The sequence below is a fragment of the Halochromatium sp. genome (assembly GCF_054919635.1).
The window spans coordinates 1-20,106 of the sequence record NZ_JBUDPI010000006.1 but is presented as its reverse complement, the minus strand read 5'-3'; the positions used below and the strand labels follow the sequence as shown (position 1 = coordinate 20,106).

Sequence of the window (20,106 nt, the reverse complement as noted above, 5' to 3'; positions counted from 1 at the left end):
CTGATCGGATGTATCGCCCAAAGCGAAGCCCAAGGTCGGACGCCGAGTCATACCCCGCGTTGGACCCTGGGTTGGGCTCGGCATTGCTTCGGCTGCTCCAACGTCTCAATCGGCCCGCCGCCGACCTGAGCTTTGTCATACTGCTGCTCGCGCTCGTGCTACTCTCGGGCTGGCTGATCGCGCGCCATGACCGGAGTTGGGACTTGACCCTGACTGGTCGCAACAGCCTGTCTAACGAGAGTCGTGCTGTCCTCGCTCGGCTTGAAGAGCCGATCGGCATCCGCATCTTCGCCGCCCCCGATACCAGCCTTGCACGTGCTATCGAGCAGGTGCTCGCGCCCTATCGGCGCGCAAGCCCCCTTGTGCGTACCGAGTACATCGATCCGCAGCTCTTCCCTGAGCTCGCCCGTGCCGCCGATGTGCGCCTGCAAGGCCAGCTGGTGGTGGAGTATCAGGACCGACGCGTTCTATTGGACCGTCTCACGGAGCGGCTGCTCACCAATGCGGTTGCGCGCCTGCAGCTGCAGGACCCACCTTGGATTGCGGTCCTTGAGGGACATGGCGAGCGTGCACTCGATGGGGCCGGCCCAGGCGATCTGCGTCGCATTGCGCAGCTGCTGATTCAGCGCGGGCTCAGGCTGCAACCGCTGGATCTGGCCTTGCAGGCGCAGGTGCCGGAGAATGTTGATCTGCTCGTGATCAGCAGCCCGGCCATCGCGCTCTTCCCCGGCGAAGCGCAGGCGTTGATCAGTTACCTGGAGCGCGGCGGCAATCTGCTTTGGTTACTGGACCCCCCAGGTGCTGAGGGTCTACTCGGGCTTGAGGCGCTTCAGCAGTATCTGGACCTCGGGCTCTTGCCGGGCCAGATCGTTGATGCCAAGGCCGGTGACCTGCGCCTGGAGGCGCCGACTTTCGCGGTCGTCGAGGACTGGCCTCGCCATCCACTGACCGCAGAGCTGAGCGCCCCAGCGCTGTTCCCCGGCGCAGTCGCCCTGATGCTCAACGAGCCTTCGGGCTGGCTTCAGGTCGCCGCCTTTGAGACCGGCGCCCTGAGCTGGAATGAGACCGGTTCCGTACGCGGCGAGATCGCGCGCGACCCTGCTGCCGGCGAGCAGCGCGGACCGCTCAGCATGGCCTTGTTGCTCACCCGTCCAGTGACCTACGCACCGCTTTATGATCCGAGCCTCGACCCCACGGATACGCAACATCAGGATGTGCCCCGTGAACAGCGCGTCGCCATCCTTGGCGATGGCGACTTCCTTGCCAACGCCCATCTCGATCAGGGGGCAAACAAGGCCCTGGCGCTGCAGTTGGTCCGTTGGCTCACGCACCGCGAAGACCTGATCGCAGTGCCGCCGCCGACCGATGACCGGGTCGCACTGATGCTCACGCCGCTGCGGATGCTGACGCTGAGCGTCAGTGCGCTGGTCTTGGTGCCCGGGCTCTTGGCGCTCGCTGGGCTCGGTATCTACTGGTCGCGAGCGCGCGCTTGATGGTGGTCCGGCGTTGGCTCATCAACCTCAGCTTGGCGCTGATCGCGGTTCTGCTCGCCTTCATCGCTGTGCGAGACGTCCAGTATCAGGTCAGCAGCGGACGCCTGACCGATCTCGACCCAGAACGGGTGAGCAGCATTCTGCTGCAGCGCAGCGCGGTCCCCGTGATCCGGCTTGAGCGCGGGGATCATGGCTGGCAGATGCGCTCACCGATCGAGGCACCAGCCGACGTCGAGGCGGTCGAGCGGCTGCTGCGCATCACTCAAGCTCGCGTTGAGCGCGTGTTGCCAGCCGACGCCACAGCTGCCGGTCGGCTTGGACTCGACCCGCCTCGCGTTCGGCTCAGCCTCGATGGATTGACGCTGAACATTGGCGAGCGTGATCCGATCGGCCATCGGCGCTATGTGATGATTGGCGATCTCGTGCAGCTCATCGACGACCAGCACCTGCCTTCGCTGCTTGCGCCGCCCGAACAGCTCCTCAGCCGACGCCTGCTGCCAACCGACTTTCGGCCGGTGCTTGGCAGCATCGATGGGCGTCCGCTGTCAGCGGATGCGCTCGCTGGGCTGGTCGAGGTCGTGGCCGAGCGCGTCGAGCCACTCGACGCCAAGCTCAGCGGCCGTCTCCTGATGATCCAGTCGGCCGATGGCATCGAACAGCTGCGGTTCCTCGTCAGCGAGGGTGGCACCCGCTGGACCCGGCTCGATCAGCGCCTCAGCTATCTGCTTGCAGCGACACCGCTCCCCGAGCTCGCTTCGGGTACGGATTCGGAGGCTACGGAGCTGGGTGTCGCTCCGAGCCAGTCGCGGTAAACACCGAGATGCCGGAGCTGCCTGAGGTCGAGACCAGTCGGCGCGGTATCGCGCCGCACCTGCTCGGGCGCCGCATCGAGCGGCTCGAGGTCCGCGACCACCGCCTGCGCTGGCCGATCCCGGCCGACACTGCAGCGCGTGTCGTTGGGCAAACCATCGTCGCGCTCCGGCGACGCGGAAAGTACCTGCTGTTCGATCTGGAGCAAGGCGTCCTGCTGCTGCATCTGGGCATGTCGGGCAGCCTTCGGGTGCTGCCGGCCACGACGCTGCCGGATCGCCATGATCATGTCGACCTGTGCCTTGACGATGGCTACTGCCTGCGCTTCCGTGACCCTCGGCGCTTCGGAATGCTGCAATGGACGCCAGCCCCAGCCGAGACGCACCCGTTGCTGCGTGAGCTTGGGCCAGAGCCGCTCGAGCCCGGCTTCAGCGGTGCCTATCTGCATCAACGCGCCGGTGGACGGCGTGCACCCATCAAGACCTTTATCATGGACAGCCATGTGGTGGTCGGCGTGGGCAACATCTACGCCAACGAGTCGCTGCACCTGGCACGCATTCATCCCAACCGCGCAGCCGGACGGATCAGCCGCGAGCGTCTCGAACGGCTCGCCGGCGCGATTCGCCAGGTACTCGCTGAGGCCATCGCCCAGGGTGGCACCAGCCTCCGCGATTTTGTCCAGGAAGACGGCAATCCTGGCTACTTTGCCCAGTCATTGCGCGTCTACGGGCGCACCGACCTGCCCTGCTCAAGCTGCGGAGGACCGATCCGACAGTGCCGCATCGGCCAGCGCTCGAGCTTCTACTGCGGGGTTTGCCAGCGCTGATGCAAGACGGCAAGCGCGAGCAATCCGATCGGTGCGTTGGCATAGAGGCCCGATCAGAATGACCGCGCAATCATGCAAGCCACGGAATCTGCTCGCGTGACGCGCATTGTGTCAGGGCTTCTTAGTCAGCTCGTTGTGCGCCCTTGCGCCCGGCAAGAAAGGCTCGTACGACCTGCTCGGCAGTTCGCTCAAGCAGCTCGGTGACCCGACGCTCGGCCTCCGACAGCCTGATCGGGCCTGGGCAGAGCGAAAAGACCGCGTCGAGACCGCGTCCGTGCAGGCTGTCGATCTGCTCGCCAATGCCGCCTGCAATGCCGATGCAGGGGATGCCATCACGCTGTGCTCGCGCTGCAACCGCGGCAGGCGCCTTACCGGATGCGGTCTGTGCATCGATCTGGCCCTCGGCCGTCAGTACCAGATCAGCGCCCTTGAGCGCCTGATCCAAGCCCACCAGATCGAGCACCAGCTCAGCACCAGGCCTGAGCTCGGCCGCGCAAAAGGCCATCAGCCCAGCACCTAGACCGCCGGCAGCCCCGGCTCCGGGAACCTTCTCAGGGTCGCAGTCAAGGTCTTGGCGCAGGCGCTCGGCGAGATTCTGCAGCCCTGCATCGAGCATCTCGACGGTGGTCGGCGACGCCCCCTTCTGCGGTCCGAAGACCGCTGCCGCGCCCTGCTCGCCGGTGAGCGGGCTCTCAACATCGCAAATGGCTTGGACCTGCACCTCAGGCAGTTGTGAATGGATGCCAGTGCGCTCAATGCGCGCAATCCGTCCGAGCTCAGCGCCAACCGGTCGCACCGAGCGACCATCTCGATCGAGAAACGCATAGCCAAGCGCCGACGCCATCCCAATGCCACCGTCGTTGGTCGCACTGCCACCGAGTCCGATCAGCAGTGTCTCGGCACCGAGCGATAGCGCCTCGCATATCAGCTCACCGGTGCCCAGGGTCGTCGTCAGCGCGGGATCGCGCTGATCGGGGGCGACTAGGGCGAGCCCGCTCGCCAGCGCCATCTCGATGATGGCGAGGCGCTGTCTCGGCAGCCAGGCGAGCTCGGCATCGACTGCGGCAAAGGTCGGCCCGGTGACCCTGACTCGGCGACGCTCAGCGCCAAGGACCTCGCAGGCGATCTCGTGCAGCCCATCGCCTCCGTCTGCAACCGGTACCAGCCGAATCTCGGCGTCTGGGGCCGCTCGCCGCGCACCCGCCGCGAGCGCGACGGCCGCAGCGCTCGCCGAGCAGCTGCGCTTCAGCGCATTCGGTGCGATCACAAAGGTCAGTGGCGGCTGCCGGCGCGTTGCCATCAGCTTGCAAGCCGACGCCAATAGGTGCGGCGCCAGTAATAGAGCACCGTGGTGTCCGGCCAGGGATAGGAGTCGCCGTAGCCGACACCGCGCCGAGGATGTTCGATATTGTCGCTGGCCGGGTCCAGTGGCCGCCAGCCACCTTCCCGCGGCTCGCCCTCGACCGGCGCTCGGGTGAGCCCGCGACGGCGCCGTTCGGAGGCACCATAGCGCTGATAGTTCTGCTGCCCTTCGGCGAGACTGACGGTGTTGCTGCTGCCGGGCATCTCGGGGAAGCGCAGTTGGGAGAGGTCATCCTCCCAGCCGCAGATTGGACACTGCTGATGCGAGCCCGGGACTTGATCATGAACCAGGTGCCCGCAGCAGGGGCAGGGAAACTTCTCGGCAGCGTGCATTGATGCGCTCTCCTCGATGGCGGGTTTTCAGCAGCCTAGCGCGTCAGCGCAGCCGGAAAAAGTCCCCTCTTGACCGCGACTCGACCTCGATCCTGGGACCTTGCTGGCGACGCAGTCGAGCGAAGGACAGCAAAAGTCCGGATAATTGGGATGCGATGTTGAATTCTGCCGTTACCCTGTTGATCCCTGCTGTCTTGTCGACCGAGCTGTCCTATGCCTGAGCCCGTCTCCGCCTTTGCCGTTGGCCAACGTTGGCTCTCCGAAACCCAGCCTGAGCTTGGCCTTGGTATGGTCGAGTCGGTCGAGCATCGGCGGGTGACCGTCCTGTTTCCGGCGACCGGCGAGCGGCGCACCTACGCGGCCGACAACACGCCGCTGTGGCGAGCACAGCTTGCTGCGGGTGAGCTCTTGCGCGACCTTGAAGGCCAGGACCTGACCGTTGTCGATCTCCTCGAGCACAATGGCTTCATCACCTACCTGGTCCGCGATACCGCAGGCCATGAACAGCCGCTGCCTGAGACGCGCATCGACCCCAGGCTCCGCCTCAGCCGGCCTCAGCAGCGTCTTCGCGCCGGTCGCCTCGATAGCGATACCTGGTTTCGGCTACGTATGCAGGCGCTGGAGCAGACCAGCCGGCTGGAAACCGCGCCCGCGCGCGGACTGCTCGGCGTCCGGATCAGTCCCATCCCACATCAGCTCCATATCGCCGCCGAGGTGGCCAATCGCCATCATCCACGAGTACTGCTCGCCGACGAGGTCGGTCTTGGCAAGACCATCGAAGCCGGACTGATCCTGCACCGGCTGATCTTGGCTGGGCGGGTTCGGCGCGTCTTGATCCTCGTGCCCGAATCGCTGTTGCATCAATGGCTGGTCGAGCTGCTGCGGCGCTTCAATCTGCGCTTTGCGCTGTTCGATCAGACCCGGGTGAGCGCGCTAGCGCGCGGCGACCAGGGCGCTAATCCGTTCGAATCCGAGCAGCAGATCCTCTGCAGCCTGGATCTTCTCACCCAGGATCGAGGTCTGGCCGATGCCGCACTGCATGCGGGCTGGGACCTGCTGATCTGCGATGAGGCGCATCATTTGGAGTGGTCGCCGGAGGCCAGCAGCCCGGCCTATGACCTGGTCGCCGAGCTTGCGGCGAGTACGCCGGCCGTCCTGCTCTTGACGGCAACCCCGGAGCAGCTCGGACGCGCGGGCCATTTCGGGCGCTTGCGGCTGCTCGACCCCGAGCGTTTTGGCGATTACCAGCGTTTCTTGGACGAAGAGCAGCGCTATGCCCCGGTGGCGGAGCTGGTCAGCCGCCTGCTCGATGAGAGCCCGTTGAGCGAGGAAGAACAGGCACAGCTTGATGCCTTGCTCGATGACGAAGACGGCTCAACCGGGATTGACGCTCAATCTAACCGCGAGGCGATCATCGAGCAATTGCTCGATCGGCACGGCACCGGTCGAGTGCTGTTCCGCAACACGCGCGCTGCGATCAGTGGCTTTCCGGCGCGCGAGCTGCACCCGGCGCGTCTCGCGGCGATCGATCCCGAGACTGCCGACCCACTCGCTGGTGGCAGTGCCGGGAGCGATCCGCTCGATGCGCTCTGGTCTGCTATCGAAAACCCCGACTGGCTGGACACCGATCCGCGGCTCGATTGGCTGATCGCACAGCTGCGGGCATTGGCACCGGCGAAGGTGCTGCTGATCACCGCCAGTGCCGAGACCGTGCTCGACTTGCGCCGCGCCTTGCTCGAGCGCGCCGGCATCCAGGCTGCGGTCTTCCATGAAGGCATGCCGATCGTCGAGCGTGACCGAGCCGCCGCCTTCTTTGCCGATCCCGACGAGGGCACGCAGATCCTGCTCTGCTCTGAGATCGGCAGCGAAGGGCGTAACTTCCAGTTCGCGCATCATCTCGTCCTATTCGACCTACCTGCTGACCCGGAGCTACTTGAGCAGCGCATCGGTCGCCTTGACCGGATCGGCCAGACCGAGACCATCCGCATCCATGTTCCCTATCGCGCGGATACCCCCGACGAGGTCTTGTTCCGCTGGTATCACGAGGGATTGGATGCGTTCTCGGCCCACCAGCCAGCGGCTCCAGCGGTGTTCTGGGAGCAACGCGAGCAACTCCGGGAGCTGCTCCTGGACCCAGCGCCGGAGACCGTTGAGGTCGAGACCCTGATCGACGAGGCGAGAGCCTTACGTACCCAACTAGACGCCGAACTGGCTGCCGGGCGCGATCGACTGCTCGAGCTGAGCTCGCATCGGCCAGCACGGGGCGCAGCCCTGGTTGAGGCGCTCGAGGCCGAAGATCGCGACCCAAGTCTCGAGAGCTTCCTCACCGGGCTCTGGGATGCCTTCGGGGTCGAGCGTGAACCGGGTCCGGGCGGAAGTATCGTCGTCCGACCCGGCGCTCACATGTTGCAGGAGCGCTTCCCTGAGCTCCCCGATGAGGGCCTGACTGCAACCTTCAGCCGCCAGCACGCGCTCGCGCATGAGGATCGACGGTTTCTGACCCGCGAGCACCCGATGGCCCGGGCCGCACTTGAGCTGATGACCAGCTCGCACATGGGCACCAGTGCGCTGATCCTGACTCAGGACCTGCGCTTTGCCTCGAGCGCCTTGCTACTTGAGGCGGTCTATGTGGCCGAGTGCCCAGCCCCGCCAATCCTCAATGCGCAGCGTTTCCTGCCGCCGACGGCGCGACGCATGCTGATCGATGAGCAGGGGCAAGAGCGCAGCGCCGAGATCAACGCCGATGCCCTCGGCGGCAAATGCCTGCGCCCCCGGCGGCCGCTAGCACGCGCGCTCCTAAAGACCAAGAGCAAGGTCATCGAGGCGATGGTGGCGCTGGCCGAGCAGGAAGCCGCCCGCGAGAGTCGCGGCTTACGGGAGCAGGCCTGCGCGCTGATGCGCGAGCAGCTCGATCAGGAGCTGGCGCGGCTGCAGGCGCTTGCCCGCCGCAATCCGGCCGTGCGCCCGGAGGAGATCGATGCCTTGATCGCCGAGCGTGACGCGCTCGCTGAGACGCTCGCCAATAGCCGCTTGCGCCTCGATGCCCTGCGTCTTATCGCCTTCGCCTGATCGCCTTCGCCGTCGACGCTGTCCTCCGTTGGACAGGCTGGACCTGGGCTCAGGGGGATTGAAAGAACCTGTGCTCGTCATAGCGGACGATGGCGCCATCGGCAAGGACCTGCTCGATGAGGAATCCATCGCGAGTCGATTCGCCTTCGCGGACCTTGGAGCCATTCAGATAGACGAAGCGCCGCGCAGGGTCGTCGTCGTAGACATGCACCGTCATCAGAAACGGCGGAAGTTGGCGCCGCAAGGTCGATGATAGCGGCGCTGGCCGCTCGCGCGATGCGGCCTGACGGACGTCTTGAGCATCCCTGTCGACGGCCTTGGCCCGCGCTGGTGCCGCGGAGGTCCGGCGCACCGAATCCTCGTCGCTGCCTGATGCTGAGCCTGAACCTGACTGATAGGTCCGCTTGAATTCCTCGATCTCAGCGATCAGCTCCGGTGGCACCGGCGTGTAGTCGCGCTCCGGGGCCGCTATTGCTGGCGGCTGCGGTCTTGGGCTCGGCGCTCTTTGCTTGCTCGAGGGCTCGATCGAGGGCGAGATATCGGGTCCGAGCACCGCACGCCTCAGCTCATCGGCACCCCGCGGGAGGCGCTCACCCGGCTTCGGTGGGGCGGGCACTACAAGCACCTGCGGCTCGACGCTGAGATCATCAGGGTCATCAAGGCGCATCGGTGCCTGTGATGAAGAGTTTGACGCGCCTGCATCAGCGGTCGTTCCCTGAGCGGAAGCAGCAAGCTCAACACGCTCAGCTCCAAAGCCAGAGCCAAGAACGGCGCCTGGTCCAGCCCCGGCGCCCGCATCCGAGACCAGACCTGCCTCATCGCCGGGGTTTGCGCCAGCAACAGCCTCCTGCTCAGACCCGGCCGTGGTCAGTATCGGTGAATCGGGGGTGGATGCTGGGCGCAACGCTGCATAGAGCGCGACCAGCGCCGCGAGCGCTGCCAGTCCAACTGCGGCGAAGACCCAGTGCTGAGACCGGTTGGTGTCGAGCGGGCTGTCGAATGACGTCGTCTGAAGACGGGGCACCTGCCCCATCTCGCGCTCCTGCTGCGATTTCTTGAGTGCTTCCAGGATGTACGACATGGGGTTAAGACGATCAGCCAATCCAGAAGAAAACGAAGGACCTCGGAGGTCTAGGCGATGGGTGTCGCCAGGGAGCCATGAGCGTCAGCGGAATCAAAGATTCTGTGATTGGCTTAGACGCGGGATCTCGGCGTCTGCAAGCGCATTATTCAGTAGCATCAAGGTACGCGGCCCGGCGATGCCATCGACCGCGAGCCCCCGGCCCGCCTGAAACTCGCGCACCACCGCCTTTAGGCTGGCGTCATAGCGGGCGTTGTCGACGTCGGTCAGGGATGCATCCGGCAAGGAGGCAAGCTGTTGGCGGAGCCAGAGCACGGGCTCGCCGGTGGTGCCGGGGCCAATAATGCGCGCACCGCCGGGCGGCAGGCGCCAGAGCATCAGCACGTCGCCAGACCAACGCTCATCTAGGCTGGCGATCGCCACTCGTCGCAGGCTATCTCCACGCTGCAGCACGGCAAACTCATCATCGATGCCGGTGATCACCGCATAGCGCTCCTGACCATCGACCATCAGCTTCAATGCGGCCGGGCGATCGAACAGCCTCAGATCGCTCCAGCGTTCGCGAGAGCGTTCGCACTCAAGCCCCAGGGAGACAAGCTCACCGCAGTCGTCAGCCGCATCCGCGGCATGACCCCAGCGTTGCAGCAGCGCTGGGATGGACTCGCTCTCGTCGAGCAACAGGTCGGGAAGCTCGCTCAGCGCGGCTTCTGGCACCTGCGGTGCAATTCGTGCGAGTGAGATGCGCGGAATCTCATCAGTGCTCTCAGGCAACGCCGTGGCGACTGCTTCCGCACTGGATTGGCTCGACCTGGCTTGCGCCTCGGTGTCCGATTCCGCCGCCGATCTTGTCCCCACCTCTGCGGCCGCGATCTGCTCGCCGTCGGTGTCCGCTAAATTGCGGGTCGTCGACGCGGTGCTTGCCGGAGGCTTTAGCTCGTCGCTCGCCAGCAACGCATCGGACGCATCCTTGTGCGAGCCAACAGCGTCCGAGTCAACCGTCGGTTCGGACCCATCGGCGTCCGCCAGCTGCGTCGCGGGCTCATCCTGAGCGCCCAGCTCAGACCAGACTTGGGCAGCCCGATCCAACTGCGCTTGCGTTCGCTCGATCAGGCCAGAGGCACCCAGCCAGCCGCCCAGACCGAGGGCGAGGACGAGCGCCGCGGCCGTTGCCCATCGCGGTCGCTGGCGCCGATCTTGTCGGCGATCTTGCCGAAGTTGCTCGCCTCCAAGGAGCTCATGCGCGGCCCGACGCACGATCGACGGCGTGACCTGCATGCGGCGACTGACTGCAGCTCCAAGCAGTGAGCGATCGCAGATCAGATTGATCAACCGCGGCACGCCGCGCGAGCGCCGGTGCACCTCACGCAGGGCAGCCGCGGTGAAGAGTGGCCGCTGAACACCGGCAACGGTAATGCGGTGATCCACATAGGCGGCTGTCTCGCGCGGCGAGAGCGGACTGAGATGGAAGCGCGCAGTGATGCGCTGGTTGAGCTGACGCAGCTCTTGTGAGGCGAGCATCTCGCGCAGCTCAGGCTGGCCAATGAGGAAGATCTGCAGCAGCTTCTGCTTCGAGGTTTCGAGGTTGGTCAGCAGCCGCACCTGCTCCATTACCCGCGGGCGCAGGTTCTGCGCCTCATCGATCACCACCACCGGATGGCGGCCGCGCGCGTGGGCATCGAGCAGGAAGCTGTTCAGCCGATCCACCAGCACCTTGACCGAGTCCTGATGGTCTGGCGCGGCGACACCAAACTCTTGGCAGATCGCATGCATCAGCTCGATCGCCGTCATCGCTGGATTCAACACCAGCGCCACGTCAACCTGCTCTGGGGTTTGCTCCAGGAAGGCACGACAGATGGTGGTCTTACCGGTGCCGACCTCGCCGGTCAGCAGCACAAAGCCACCGTTCTCGCCGGCTCCGTAGAGCAGGTGTGCCAGGGCCTCCCGGTGCTGCTCGCTAAGGAACAGGTACTGTGGATCTGGGGTGATCGAGAAGCTAGCTTCGCTGAGACCGAAGTAATTGAGGTACACGGTTGGACCTGCGCGATTGCGCGGACGGAGAAAAGACCCTGCGCCTAGGCGGGATACAGTGCGTTCCCGACACGTTAAAGGTATCTGTTATCGCTCTCATCATAGCAAGCCCGATGCACAAGCACCGTTGACAATCATGCCTGAGGGATGCGCGAGAGACCATCGTCAGACTGTCCCTCAGCCGGCCGAACTGCCAGTCGGTCAAGGCGCTCGCTCGAGAAAGAAGTCTCGCGCGAATGTGGTGAGAATGGTCAATGGCGAATCAACGGCGATGTGCAGGATCTGGGCTTCACCGGTGTCATCATCATAGCCGCTCAGCCACCACCCATCAGCCCCCTGTGGTGCGTCTTGTTGACGGTAACCACGCTCCAGCAGCAACTCAACAAGCCGCGGACCGAACTCACCCTCAAACAACATCACGTAACCGATAAGCTCGCCGCTGTCACCATATAACAGGCCCTTGGCGCGCAGCGGCTCTTGCGCCTCAAGCGGATAAAGCTCGGCGCTGAGATCCGGCTCAAGCTCAGCAACGCTGTCAGGTGGCCCCAGCAGGGCGTGCACCTCAGCCCGCGGCATGTCCACGCTGATCTGGTCGAGTCGCTCAGCATCGATGGTTTGAGCCGGCGCCAGCTGTGAGCACAGCATGAGCCCCGCTAGCAGTCGAACCTGCGCAGATCGAATCAGCATCACCGCAACCCTCCGTTGGTGAACAGGGTATCGACGAGATTGACCAAACCGACCGGATCAACGCTGACACCGACTGAGGTCTTACTGGAGCGGGTGACAACGCTGCCGTCACTGCGCACGCTGGTCTTGCTCGAAGAGGAGGTCGTCCAGCGCTTCTCGACAGGTCGCACTGAAGCAGCCGCCGCGAGGGCACCCGCTGCGACATAGGTCTTTGGCGATGCATCGAGGATGGAGCCTTCGCTGCTGCCCGACGACGAAACAGGGGTAGAGTCCCCATCAGAATCGACGCGACGGGCTGCGCTCGGGCGCGGCGTGCCGGATGGCCGCAGGTCAACCGATACCGTTGTTGGCTCCAGTACATAGGCTTCTCCGGTCGCCTCCTGCGCCGAGATAGAGCTGAGGCCGCGCTGAACCCCCATACCAGAATCCTTGAAGAAGAGTGCAGAGCTGACGCCCGACTGGACCGCCGACATCAGAACCCGATCGGACTGATAGCGCCGCCTGATCGGCACATCTTCCTGCTCGTAGCCCTCCTTCACCAGCGTCAAGATGTAGTTGCGGTTGCGCTCTAGCGCGATCCGCTTCGGTGTGGTCCCAACCGGGGTCCCGTCGACCAGCACAGTGGCACCCATCGGATTGCTCGACACCGGGATCTCCTGCTTCGCGATTGGTGGGGTTGCGCATGCGCCCAGAAGCGCAATCAAAGGCAGCGCTGAGATACGCACCATCAAGCTCATCGGTCACTCTCTATCCATCGTTTTCTCGTTAGAAAAGTGTAACCGTCCCGAGTCAGCAGGGATATCCCCTCTGCATTGCCAGGGCATCGTCCCATCCTGAGCAGATGTCCGTGTTAGGCGGTGCAACAACCAGACCTCGGGACGATGGACGGCTCTGGAGCACGTTGAAGACCCGTTCTAGAAGACCCGTTCTACTGTGCGCGCGGATGCAGCTGCCTCCTTAAGGCGCCTGGATCAACGTCGCAGTCATCGATCTGCGTATTCTGCTCTAACATGGCTGGTCGACATACCCGAGTACTCATCTCCAACTTAGGAGGCTTAGAATGCGAACTCGCTAGACTTGGTCCTGGGCTCACGCCGGTCCCTAATCGCCGGTGGGAACGGGACCCCTGCAGGGGAAACAGATGGTATGACCCGCCTGAAGCAGATCCGTGGCTTTCTGCCCTTTGTGGTCGTGGTCTTCCTGAACAGCTTTGTCGATCTCGGCCACAAGATCATCGTTCAGAACACGCTCTTCAAGGTCTATGACGGGCCCCAGCAGATCTGGCTGACGGCCGTCGTCAACGCCCTGATCCTGCTGCCATTTATCCTCCTATTCACGCCCTCTGGCTTCATTGCCGATCGCTGGCCCAAGAACCGGGTGATGCGTATCGGCGCCTTCGTTGCGATCGGTATCACGCTGGCGATCACCGCCTGTTACTACCTTGGCTGGTTCTGGGCGGCCTTTGCAATGACCTTCGTCTTGGCCCTGCAGAGCGCGATCTACTCGCCATCCAAATTTGGCTACATCAAGGAGATTTCCGGCAACGAAGCGCTGACGACGGCCAATGCCTGGGTGCAAGGCTCGACGAGCATCGCCATCCTGGCCGGTACCCTGGCCTTTTCGGTCCTGTTCGAAGGACTGCTGCGCACTGAAGCCGGTGGCATCGGCGGCACTGGTCTACCGCCCGACGAGCTCCTGCAGCGCATCGCGCCGGTCGGCTGGCTCCTGGTGGCGGCCTCGCTGGCCGAAGCGCTGCTGACCTTTCGGCTGCCGGAGTACCACGCCGGCGAGGCTGGGATGTCCTTTAACCGTAGCGATTATCTTCGTGGCCGCTACCTCAAGCACAACCTGCATGCGGCCTGGGACAACCAAGTCATCTGGCTCGCCATCGTTGGGCTGGGCGTGTTCTGGGGCATCGCCCAGGTCTTGCTCGCTGCTTTTCCCGCCTATGTTGAAGATAGCCTGGGCGAGAGCAACACAGTGATGATCCAGGGTCTGATGGCCTTTTCCGGGATCGGTATCATCGTCGGTGCCGCGGTTGCCGGACGGGTCTCGCGCGATCATGTCGAGACTGGCTTGATACCGGTCGGAGCCATTGGGATCGCGCTGGTGGTGGTGCTACTGCCGCATATCCAAGTCGAATGGCTGCACGGGCTCAATTTTCTTGCGCTCGGCTTCCTCGCCGGTCTGTTTATTGTTCCGTTGAATGCCCTGATCCAGTTCAATGCCGGCGAGCGCGAGCTTGGTCGTGTGCTCGCGGCCAAGAACTTTGTCCTCAACTGGGTGATGCTTGCGGCGCTGGTCGTGACCGTTGCCTCCGCGCTAGCCGAGGCCGGCAGTCGCGTGATCATGATCGCGCTTGGGGTGGTCGCAAGCGCTGGTGCGCTCTACACCATCGTGCAGCTGCCGCAGTCACTGCTGCGTTTCCTGATCGCGCGCGCCTTTCGCACCCGCTATCGGCTGCAGGTGATCGGCCTGGATAACATGCCAGCCCAAGGCGGCGTGCTCATGCTCGGTAACCATGTCAGCTGGGTCGATTGGGCCATGGTGCAGCTCGCCAGTCCGCGGCCAGTGCGATTCGTCATGGAGCGCCTGATCTATGAGCGGTGGTATCTGCGGCGTTTCATGGATTTCTTTGGGGTGGTGCCGATCTCGCGTGGCCGTGCGCGAGATGCCTTGGCGACGGTGACTGAGCTACTGAACAAGGGCGAAGTCGTCTGCCTCTTCCCCGAAGGCACGATGAGCAAGAATGCTCAGCTCGGCGAGTTCAAGCGCGGCTTCGAGCGAGCCGCCGCAGGGGTTGATCCGGGACAGGGCGTGCGCATCCTACCCTTCTATTTACACGGACTCTGGGGCAGCCGCTTCTCGCACGCAAGCCAGAAGCTCAAGCGCAAAGCCAATAGCGGCCTCCCGCGCGACGTGATCGTCGCCTTTGGACCAACGCTGCCGCTTCGCACCGATGCCGAAACGCTCAAGCAGGCGGTGATCGGCCTCTCTGTCAGCTCCTGGCGGGAGCACGCGGCAAGCCGGCCAACGCTGCCGAAGGCCTGGCTCAAGGTGGCTAAGCGACAGCTAGCCGAGACGGCCATCATCGACTCGAACGGCACAAGGCTGAGTAATCGCCGCCTGCTGACGGCTGTGCTCATGGCCTTGCCGATCATTCAGCGACGCTGCCCGGGACGGCGCATCGGTATCCTTCTGCCGCCCAGCAGCTCGGCGGTGATCGCGCATCTCGCCAGCTGGCTCGCCGGCAAGCAGGTGGTACCTCTCGACTGGACGCTGAGCACCGAGACCCTAACCGAGGTCTGTCGGCGCGCTGGACTCGCTCAAGTGCTCACCTCCAAACGCTTCTTGGATCGATTGCGCCGACGTGGACAGGAGCCCGATCAGGTGTTCGCCGGTATCGACCAGATTGACCTCGTCGCCCTTGGGGCAGCCCAGATCAACTGGCGCAGCCTGCCGGCCTTGGTCGGCGCGCTGAGCCTACCCAGTTGGCTACTGCTGGCGCTCAGCGGCAGCCGGGCTACCCGATCCGATGACACCGCGGCCATCCTGTTTGCGGCCGACCAAGGCAGCGCATTGAAAGGGATCGAGCTCCGCCATCGCACCCTGGTCGCAAATGTTGAACAGATCGAGGATATCCTGAATACCGAATGTGATGATCTGATCCTGGCGAATCTACCGCAGGCCCAGGCTTTGGGGATGACCCTCAGCACCTGCTTGCCGCTCTTGGCTGGCGTGCCGATGGTCTGTCATCCTGAGCCGAGCGATGCGCTTGGCGCTGCCCGGGCGATCGCGCGTTTCCAGGTGACCTTGGTATTCAGTCCTCCAAGCCTGCTTCAGCGCTTTGCCGAGCAAGCCCGGCTTCATCCGATCATGCTGCGATCACTGCGCATGGTGATCGCCGGCGGCGAGCCTCTGCAGGCCGAGACTCGAGAGGCGTTCTCAGGTCGTTTCCAGCAGATGATCTACGAGGCCTACGGGACGCCGGAAACGACCCCGCTTGCCACCCTTAACCTGCCGGATGCCATCGAGACCCAGCATTGGAAGATCCAGATCGGCTGCAAGCCAGGCAGCGTCGGCATGCCCCTGCCTGGCAACAGCATCCGCATCGTCGATCCGCAAACGCTTGCGATCCAGCCAGCCGACCGCGAGGGCCTGGTGCTAATTGGTGGTGTGCCCTTGATGAAGAGCTACCTCGACGAGCCTGAGCGCACCCGTCATGCGCTGATTGAGCTCGATGGCCAATACTGGTTCCGCACCCAAGAGCTGGGCAGCCTTGATCGGGACGGGTTCTTGACCCTCGCCGCCAGGCAGGCGGCTTCCGCTAACATGAGGCCAAACTCAACACCAGCGTCGACGCCTGCTCGCTGAGACGCCCAACCCTCAAACCCAAAGAAATAGGGATCATGGTTTATGATCGAAGCCCCTCCACGTCGGCGGCCAGGCCGATTCGCAGTCGTTGGCGTGCTTTCCGCGCTGATTCTGAGCAGCTGTGCTGAGGACCCGATGGGACCCGAGAATCGGTTTGCGCTGATCGCCTTCGGCCAATGTGGCTATGACCAGGCGTTGATGTTGGTCGACCAGGCCGTTACAAAGGGCAATGCCGACAATGTCGAGCGCGGCCTGATGCTCAAGGCAGCCATTCTTCGCGATCGCGGCGATCTTGCAGCCTCTGAGGCGCTCTACCCCGAGATCGGCGCAGCCTGGCAAGCAGCCAAAGAGAAAACGCTGTCGGACAGTCGGCGCGAGCGCGATATCCAAATGTTGATCGATGTTGCACATGCTGAACGCCACGCCAAAGGTCTCGATCCGTCCTGTCAGGCAAAACCTGATCGAGATCCTGCGGCGGATTGAGCATCAGGCCTCAGGCGATCCTTGAAACAGCACAGAGGCGGAAGATTTTCCTTTCAACCGCCTAATGACCCGTGTATGCTCCCTTCATCGATCATCGCGTTGTGCAAGCCGATGGAGACCGGGCTGCGCAACCCCGCCACTCGCTTAACCTCGCTTTATCGACCTGAGGGATGACCTGCTCATCCACCGCAACAGCCGCTTGATTTGCACACTGGTCTGCGGCAGTCCACTTTTCTACGGTGTGTATTTCCAGAGAGACGAGACTGATGAATATCTACGTTGGCAACTTGGCCTACAGCGTGACCCAGGATGAGCTCCGTGAAGCCTTTGGCGCTTACGGCGAAGTCGAAAGCGCAAACCTAATCATGGACAAGTTCACGGGCGAATCGAAGGGCTTCGGCTTCGTCGAGATGCCTAACAATAGCGAGGCGGATGCCGCCATTAAGGCTCTCAATGAGCAGCCGATGAAGGGTCGTCCGATTCGCGTTAACCAGGCGAAGCCACGCGCTGAGCGCGGTGGTCGTCCGGGTGGTGGCGGTGGTGCAGGCGGCGGTCGTCGCTGGTAAGCACTGATCACAAGGCCCGTTTCCTAAGCTGAGGGGGCGGGCTTGCAGTGAGATGAACGGCCGGAACGGGCTTGATCCCGTTCCGGCCGTTTTGCGTGCTGAGGTCTGAGTGACGAATCAGCGACACGAAACGCACAAGGCTGAGGTAGCATTTGGGTTTGCTACAGCAACTCGCCTGACCGAGAGACCATCATGTTGGATAAGAAGCTCCTCGACATCCTCGTCTGCCCTGTGACCAAAGGCCCCTTGATCTACGACAAGGACAACGCGGAGTTGGTCGCAGTCGCTGCCCGGCTTGCCTACCCGATCCGCGACGGCATCCCGGTGATGCTCGAGGACGAGGCGCGGGCGCTCAGCGAAGAGGAGGCCGAGGCTTGGCGCAAGAAACAGGCTTGAGTCCGAGCCCTCCTCTGATGCGACTGCAAGCGAGTCAGATGGCGTCCTGGCCTCCAGCCTGTCGCTCATTGAACCAGGATAGCCGTCATCAGACATTCGGAGGCCAACAGGCATTCAGCAGCCAAGTTGGCCGAAGGCTTATACAGGACCAAGAGCACCTCCAAGACCAGGGGCACCCTGGATTCACCGCAAGCGCGGCAACAGCCTGCAGGAAGGTTCAAGCATGAAGGTGCTGGTTACCGGAAGCGCCGGCTTCATCGGCTCGGCGTTGACATTGCGGTTGCTGGAGCGCGGCGACGAGGTCGTCGGCATCGACAACCTGAATGCCTACTACGATGTTGGTCTCAAGCAAGCGCGCCTCGCACGTACCCAAGGCCATCCCGGCTTCACTGATCTGCGTCTCGATCTCGAGGATCGCGAGGGCATTGCCCGTACCTTTGCCGAGTACAAGCCAGAGCGCGTCGTCAATCTGGCCGCGCAAGCTGGTGTCCGCTACTCGATCGAGAACCCCCTCGCCTATATCGACACCAACCTGGTCGGCTTCGGCCACATCCTCGAGGGCTGTCGGCACAATGGCGTTGAGCATCTGGTCTATGCCTCAAGCAGCTCGGTCTATGGTGCCAACACCAAGATGCCGTTCTCGGTGCACGACAACGTCGATCACCCCCTCAGCCTCTATGCGGCGAGCAAGAAGGCAAACGAGCTGATGGCTCACACCTACAGCCACCTTTATCAGCTGCCAACCACTGGCCTGCGCTTCTTCACCGTCTATGGCCCCTGGGGCCGACCGGACATGGCGCTGTTCCTGTTCACCCGCGCCATCCTCGCCGGCGAGCCGATCCAGGTCTTCAACTACGGTCAGCACCGGCGTGACTTCACCTATATCGATGATATCGTCGAAGGCGTGATTCGGGTGCTCGACCGCCTTCCGGAGCCGAATCCGAGCTGGAGCGGCGCCGAGCCGGATTCGGCCAGCAGCAGCGCTCCCTATCGACTCTACAACATCGGCAATAACCAGCCGGTCGAGCTGATGCATTACATCGAGACGCTCGAGCAGTGTCTCGGCCGCACGGCGGAGAAACAACTGCTGCCGCTACAGCCCGGCGACGTACCAGACACCTACGCCGATGTCAGTGATCTGGTCGAGGAGCTCGGCTACCGGCCGTCGACGAGCGTCGAGGATGGCATTAGCCGCTTCGTCGATTGGTATCGGGGCTACTATCAGGTCTGATCTCGGGCCGCGCAACGCAGCTGGACATGGCGATGGCCATGTCCAAACTCTCCGCAGTGCTCAAGCCCAGGGTGGGCGATCTTCGGTATCGGCGGACACTGGCATCGACTCGGACGTCTGCTTAGAGCCTGTCTCTGGGGCTGGCTCTGCGACGACGGGTTTCGAGGCCGGCCCTGACCCGGGCTCGGTCGCTGGCTCGACCACTGGCTCGACCACCGGCCCAGACACTCGCTCCGGCTCACTCGGCGCTTGAATGTCGAATCCGAGTGACTGCCCAGGCGCGGCGGCAGGCAGCTCTGACAGAACCTCAAACTCCTCACAGAGACGCGCCAACACCGCGCGCATCTCAAGCGAGAGCAGCGCAAGCTCGGCATCCAGGGTCGCACCCTCATCATCGGCGTCGCCGGTATCGAGCTCGTTCGTCACCTCGTCGGCAAAGCGCAGTCGCTTGAGGCTCAGATCCTCGCCGAGGAGCAGCGAGAGCCGGTCCTTCCAATTGATGCCAAGGCTCACCGCACGCTTGCCGGTGTCCAGATGGTTGCGGATCTCGGGTGCACTCAGGTCCAATCCGCGACAGCGTACCGTTGAGCGCGCATCCTCGGCGTCTTGCAGTACACAGGAATCCTCAAGCTCGAACCCCTCCGCCGCCTTGCCGGAGCGTATCCAATTGCTCAGCCGCTCAGCGGCGATAACCTGTGGCTCCAGCGGCTTGACCGGGAAGCTGCCGAGGCTCTCGCGCAGCAGCGCCAGCAGCTCCTCGGCCGCCTTATCGCTGCCGGCATCGATGACCACCCAGCCCTCAGCGGCGTCGATGTAGGCGCGCACGACGCGCGAGCGGGTGAAGGCCTTCGGCAGCATCTCAACCAGCAGCTCCTCGCGCAGCTGGGTACGCTCGCGCCGGGCCACCTCGCGCATCTCGGATTGCTCGATATCGGCGACGCGCTCGGCCACCGCCTCGGTCACCACCGAGCCTGGCAGCAGCCGCTCTTGGCGGCGCATCGCGACCAGATGCACCTTCCCAACCGTATGCACCAGCATCTCAGCCTTTGGCCCCAAGGGCGCGGTCCACCCCATGGTCGCCGTCTCGACTGGGCCGCAGGGACGGAACATGCGCTCCTCCAGCTGCGTATGCAGGGCCATCTGATCGAGCTCGAACGGCACCTGAAGCCGATACACCTTGGCGTTCTTGAACATGGCCGAACCTCCGCAAAAAGGCGGGCATTATGAACCCCGCTGCGGCAGGCGCAAGTGGTTTCGACGGCGAGAAGAGGCGAAGAGGCGCTCTCTCCGACAAGCACGCTTGCCGCGAGCAGCGCCTATCACGGGCTCCGTAACAGTCACCCTATGCCGCACAAAATCAATGGGGT

General features: G+C 63.7%; 16 protein-coding genes. 9 read left to right on the top strand and 7 right to left on the bottom strand.

Translation table 11 applies throughout. The annotated features are described in order from the left end of the window. Window positions 1-8 precede the first annotated feature (8 nt). Genes ACY693_RS01030 through mutM form a run of 3 tightly spaced genes read left to right on the top strand, consistent with a single transcriptional unit; the run spans window position 9 to window position 3,129 of the window. A complete protein-coding gene (locus ACY693_RS01030) occupies window positions 9-1,493 on the top strand; it encodes a GldG family protein (protein WP_462319966.1) in 1,485 nt (494 codons plus the stop codon). After that, window positions 1,493-2,305, top strand: a complete 813-nt coding sequence (locus ACY693_RS01025; RefSeq protein ID WP_462319965.1) for a DUF4340 domain-containing protein — start codon at window positions 1,493-1,495, stop codon at window positions 2,303-2,305. The genes ACY693_RS01030 and ACY693_RS01025 overlap by 1 nt, the downstream gene beginning before the upstream one ends. Before the next feature lie 8 nt (window positions 2,306-2,313). Further along, window positions 2,314-3,129, top strand: coding sequence for a bifunctional DNA-formamidopyrimidine glycosylase/DNA-(apurinic or apyrimidinic site) lyase (gene mutM / locus ACY693_RS01020; RefSeq protein ID WP_462319964.1), 816 nt, complete (start codon window positions 2,314-2,316; stop codon window positions 3,127-3,129). A 121-nt stretch (window positions 3,130-3,250) separates the two neighbouring features. Here the strand turns inward: mutM and ACY693_RS01015 are convergent, their stop codons facing one another. Both ACY693_RS01015 and ACY693_RS01010 read right to left on the bottom strand, forming a co-directional pair. Continuing rightward, window positions 3,251-4,429: a glycerate kinase gene (locus ACY693_RS01015; RefSeq protein WP_462319963.1), complete on the bottom strand. Its 1,179-nt coding sequence runs from the start codon at window positions 4,427-4,429 to the stop codon at window positions 3,251-3,253. Continuing rightward, window positions 4,429-4,824, bottom strand: a complete 396-nt coding sequence (locus ACY693_RS01010) for a CPCC family cysteine-rich protein (RefSeq protein WP_462319962.1) — start codon at window positions 4,822-4,824, stop codon at window positions 4,429-4,431. The genes ACY693_RS01015 and ACY693_RS01010 overlap by 1 nt, the downstream gene beginning before the upstream one ends. A gap of 213 nt (window positions 4,825-5,037) precedes the next feature. Here ACY693_RS01010 and rapA point away from each other — a divergent pair, with 213 nt between their 5' ends. Further along, window positions 5,038-7,893, top strand: a complete 2,856-nt coding sequence (gene rapA, locus ACY693_RS01005) for an RNA polymerase-associated protein RapA (protein WP_462319961.1) — start codon at window positions 5,038-5,040, stop codon at window positions 7,891-7,893. 49 nt (window positions 7,894-7,942) lie between these two features. Here rapA and ACY693_RS01000 read toward each other — a convergent pair whose 3' ends face one another. From ACY693_RS01000 to ACY693_RS00985, 4 genes are all read right to left on the bottom strand, one after another. Then, window positions 7,943-8,974, bottom strand: coding sequence for a general secretion pathway protein GspB (locus tag ACY693_RS01000; protein ID WP_462319960.1), 1,032 nt, complete (start codon window positions 8,972-8,974; stop codon window positions 7,943-7,945). Between the two features lie 93 nt (window positions 8,975-9,067). Next, on the bottom strand, window positions 9,068-11,002 hold the full coding sequence (locus tag ACY693_RS00995) for an ExeA family protein (protein WP_462319959.1): 1,935 nt from the start codon (window positions 11,000-11,002) through the stop codon (window positions 9,068-9,070). Between the two features lie 201 nt (window positions 11,003-11,203). Continuing rightward, the gene (locus ACY693_RS00990; RefSeq protein ID WP_462319958.1) at window positions 11,204-11,689 is read right to left on the bottom strand and encodes a hypothetical protein; all 486 of its coding nucleotides are present in this window, start codon (window positions 11,687-11,689) and stop codon (window positions 11,204-11,206) included. After that, window positions 11,689-12,426 (bottom strand): PEGA domain-containing protein, encoded by a 738-nt coding sequence (locus tag ACY693_RS00985; protein WP_462319957.1) that lies wholly within the window; start codon window positions 12,424-12,426, stop codon window positions 11,689-11,691. Before ACY693_RS00985 ends, ACY693_RS00990 begins: the two co-directional genes overlap by 1 nt. A gap of 409 nt (window positions 12,427-12,835) precedes the next feature. Between ACY693_RS00985 and ACY693_RS00980 the strand changes: the two genes are divergently transcribed. From ACY693_RS00980 to ACY693_RS00960, 5 genes are all read left to right on the top strand, one after another. After that, complete coding sequence (locus ACY693_RS00980; protein WP_462319956.1) at window positions 12,836-16,063, top strand: MFS transporter; 3,228 nt, start codon at window positions 12,836-12,838, stop codon at window positions 16,061-16,063. A gap of 198 nt (window positions 16,064-16,261) precedes the next feature. Then, on the top strand, window positions 16,262-16,546 hold the full coding sequence (locus ACY693_RS00975; RefSeq protein WP_462319955.1) for a hypothetical protein: 285 nt from the start codon (window positions 16,262-16,264) through the stop codon (window positions 16,544-16,546). A 266-nt stretch (window positions 16,547-16,812) separates the two neighbouring features. Then, a complete protein-coding gene (locus ACY693_RS00970; RefSeq protein WP_462319954.1) occupies window positions 16,813-17,112 on the top strand; it encodes an RNA recognition motif domain-containing protein in 300 nt (99 codons plus the stop codon). 195 nt (window positions 17,113-17,307) lie between these two features. Continuing rightward, window positions 17,308-17,508, top strand: a complete 201-nt coding sequence (locus ACY693_RS00965; protein WP_462319976.1) for a Trm112 family protein — start codon at window positions 17,308-17,310, stop codon at window positions 17,506-17,508. Between the two features lie 223 nt (window positions 17,509-17,731). Next, window positions 17,732-18,739 (top strand): NAD-dependent epimerase, encoded by a 1,008-nt coding sequence (locus ACY693_RS00960; RefSeq protein WP_462319953.1) that lies wholly within the window; start codon window positions 17,732-17,734, stop codon window positions 18,737-18,739. 60 nt (window positions 18,740-18,799) lie between these two features. On the opposite strand, the gene ACY693_RS00955 is transcribed toward ACY693_RS00960, so the two are convergent. Further along, complete coding sequence (locus ACY693_RS00955) at window positions 18,800-19,933, bottom strand: recombination-associated protein RdgC (protein WP_462319952.1); 1,134 nt, start codon at window positions 19,931-19,933, stop codon at window positions 18,800-18,802. Window positions 19,934-20,106: the final 173 nt, after the last annotated feature.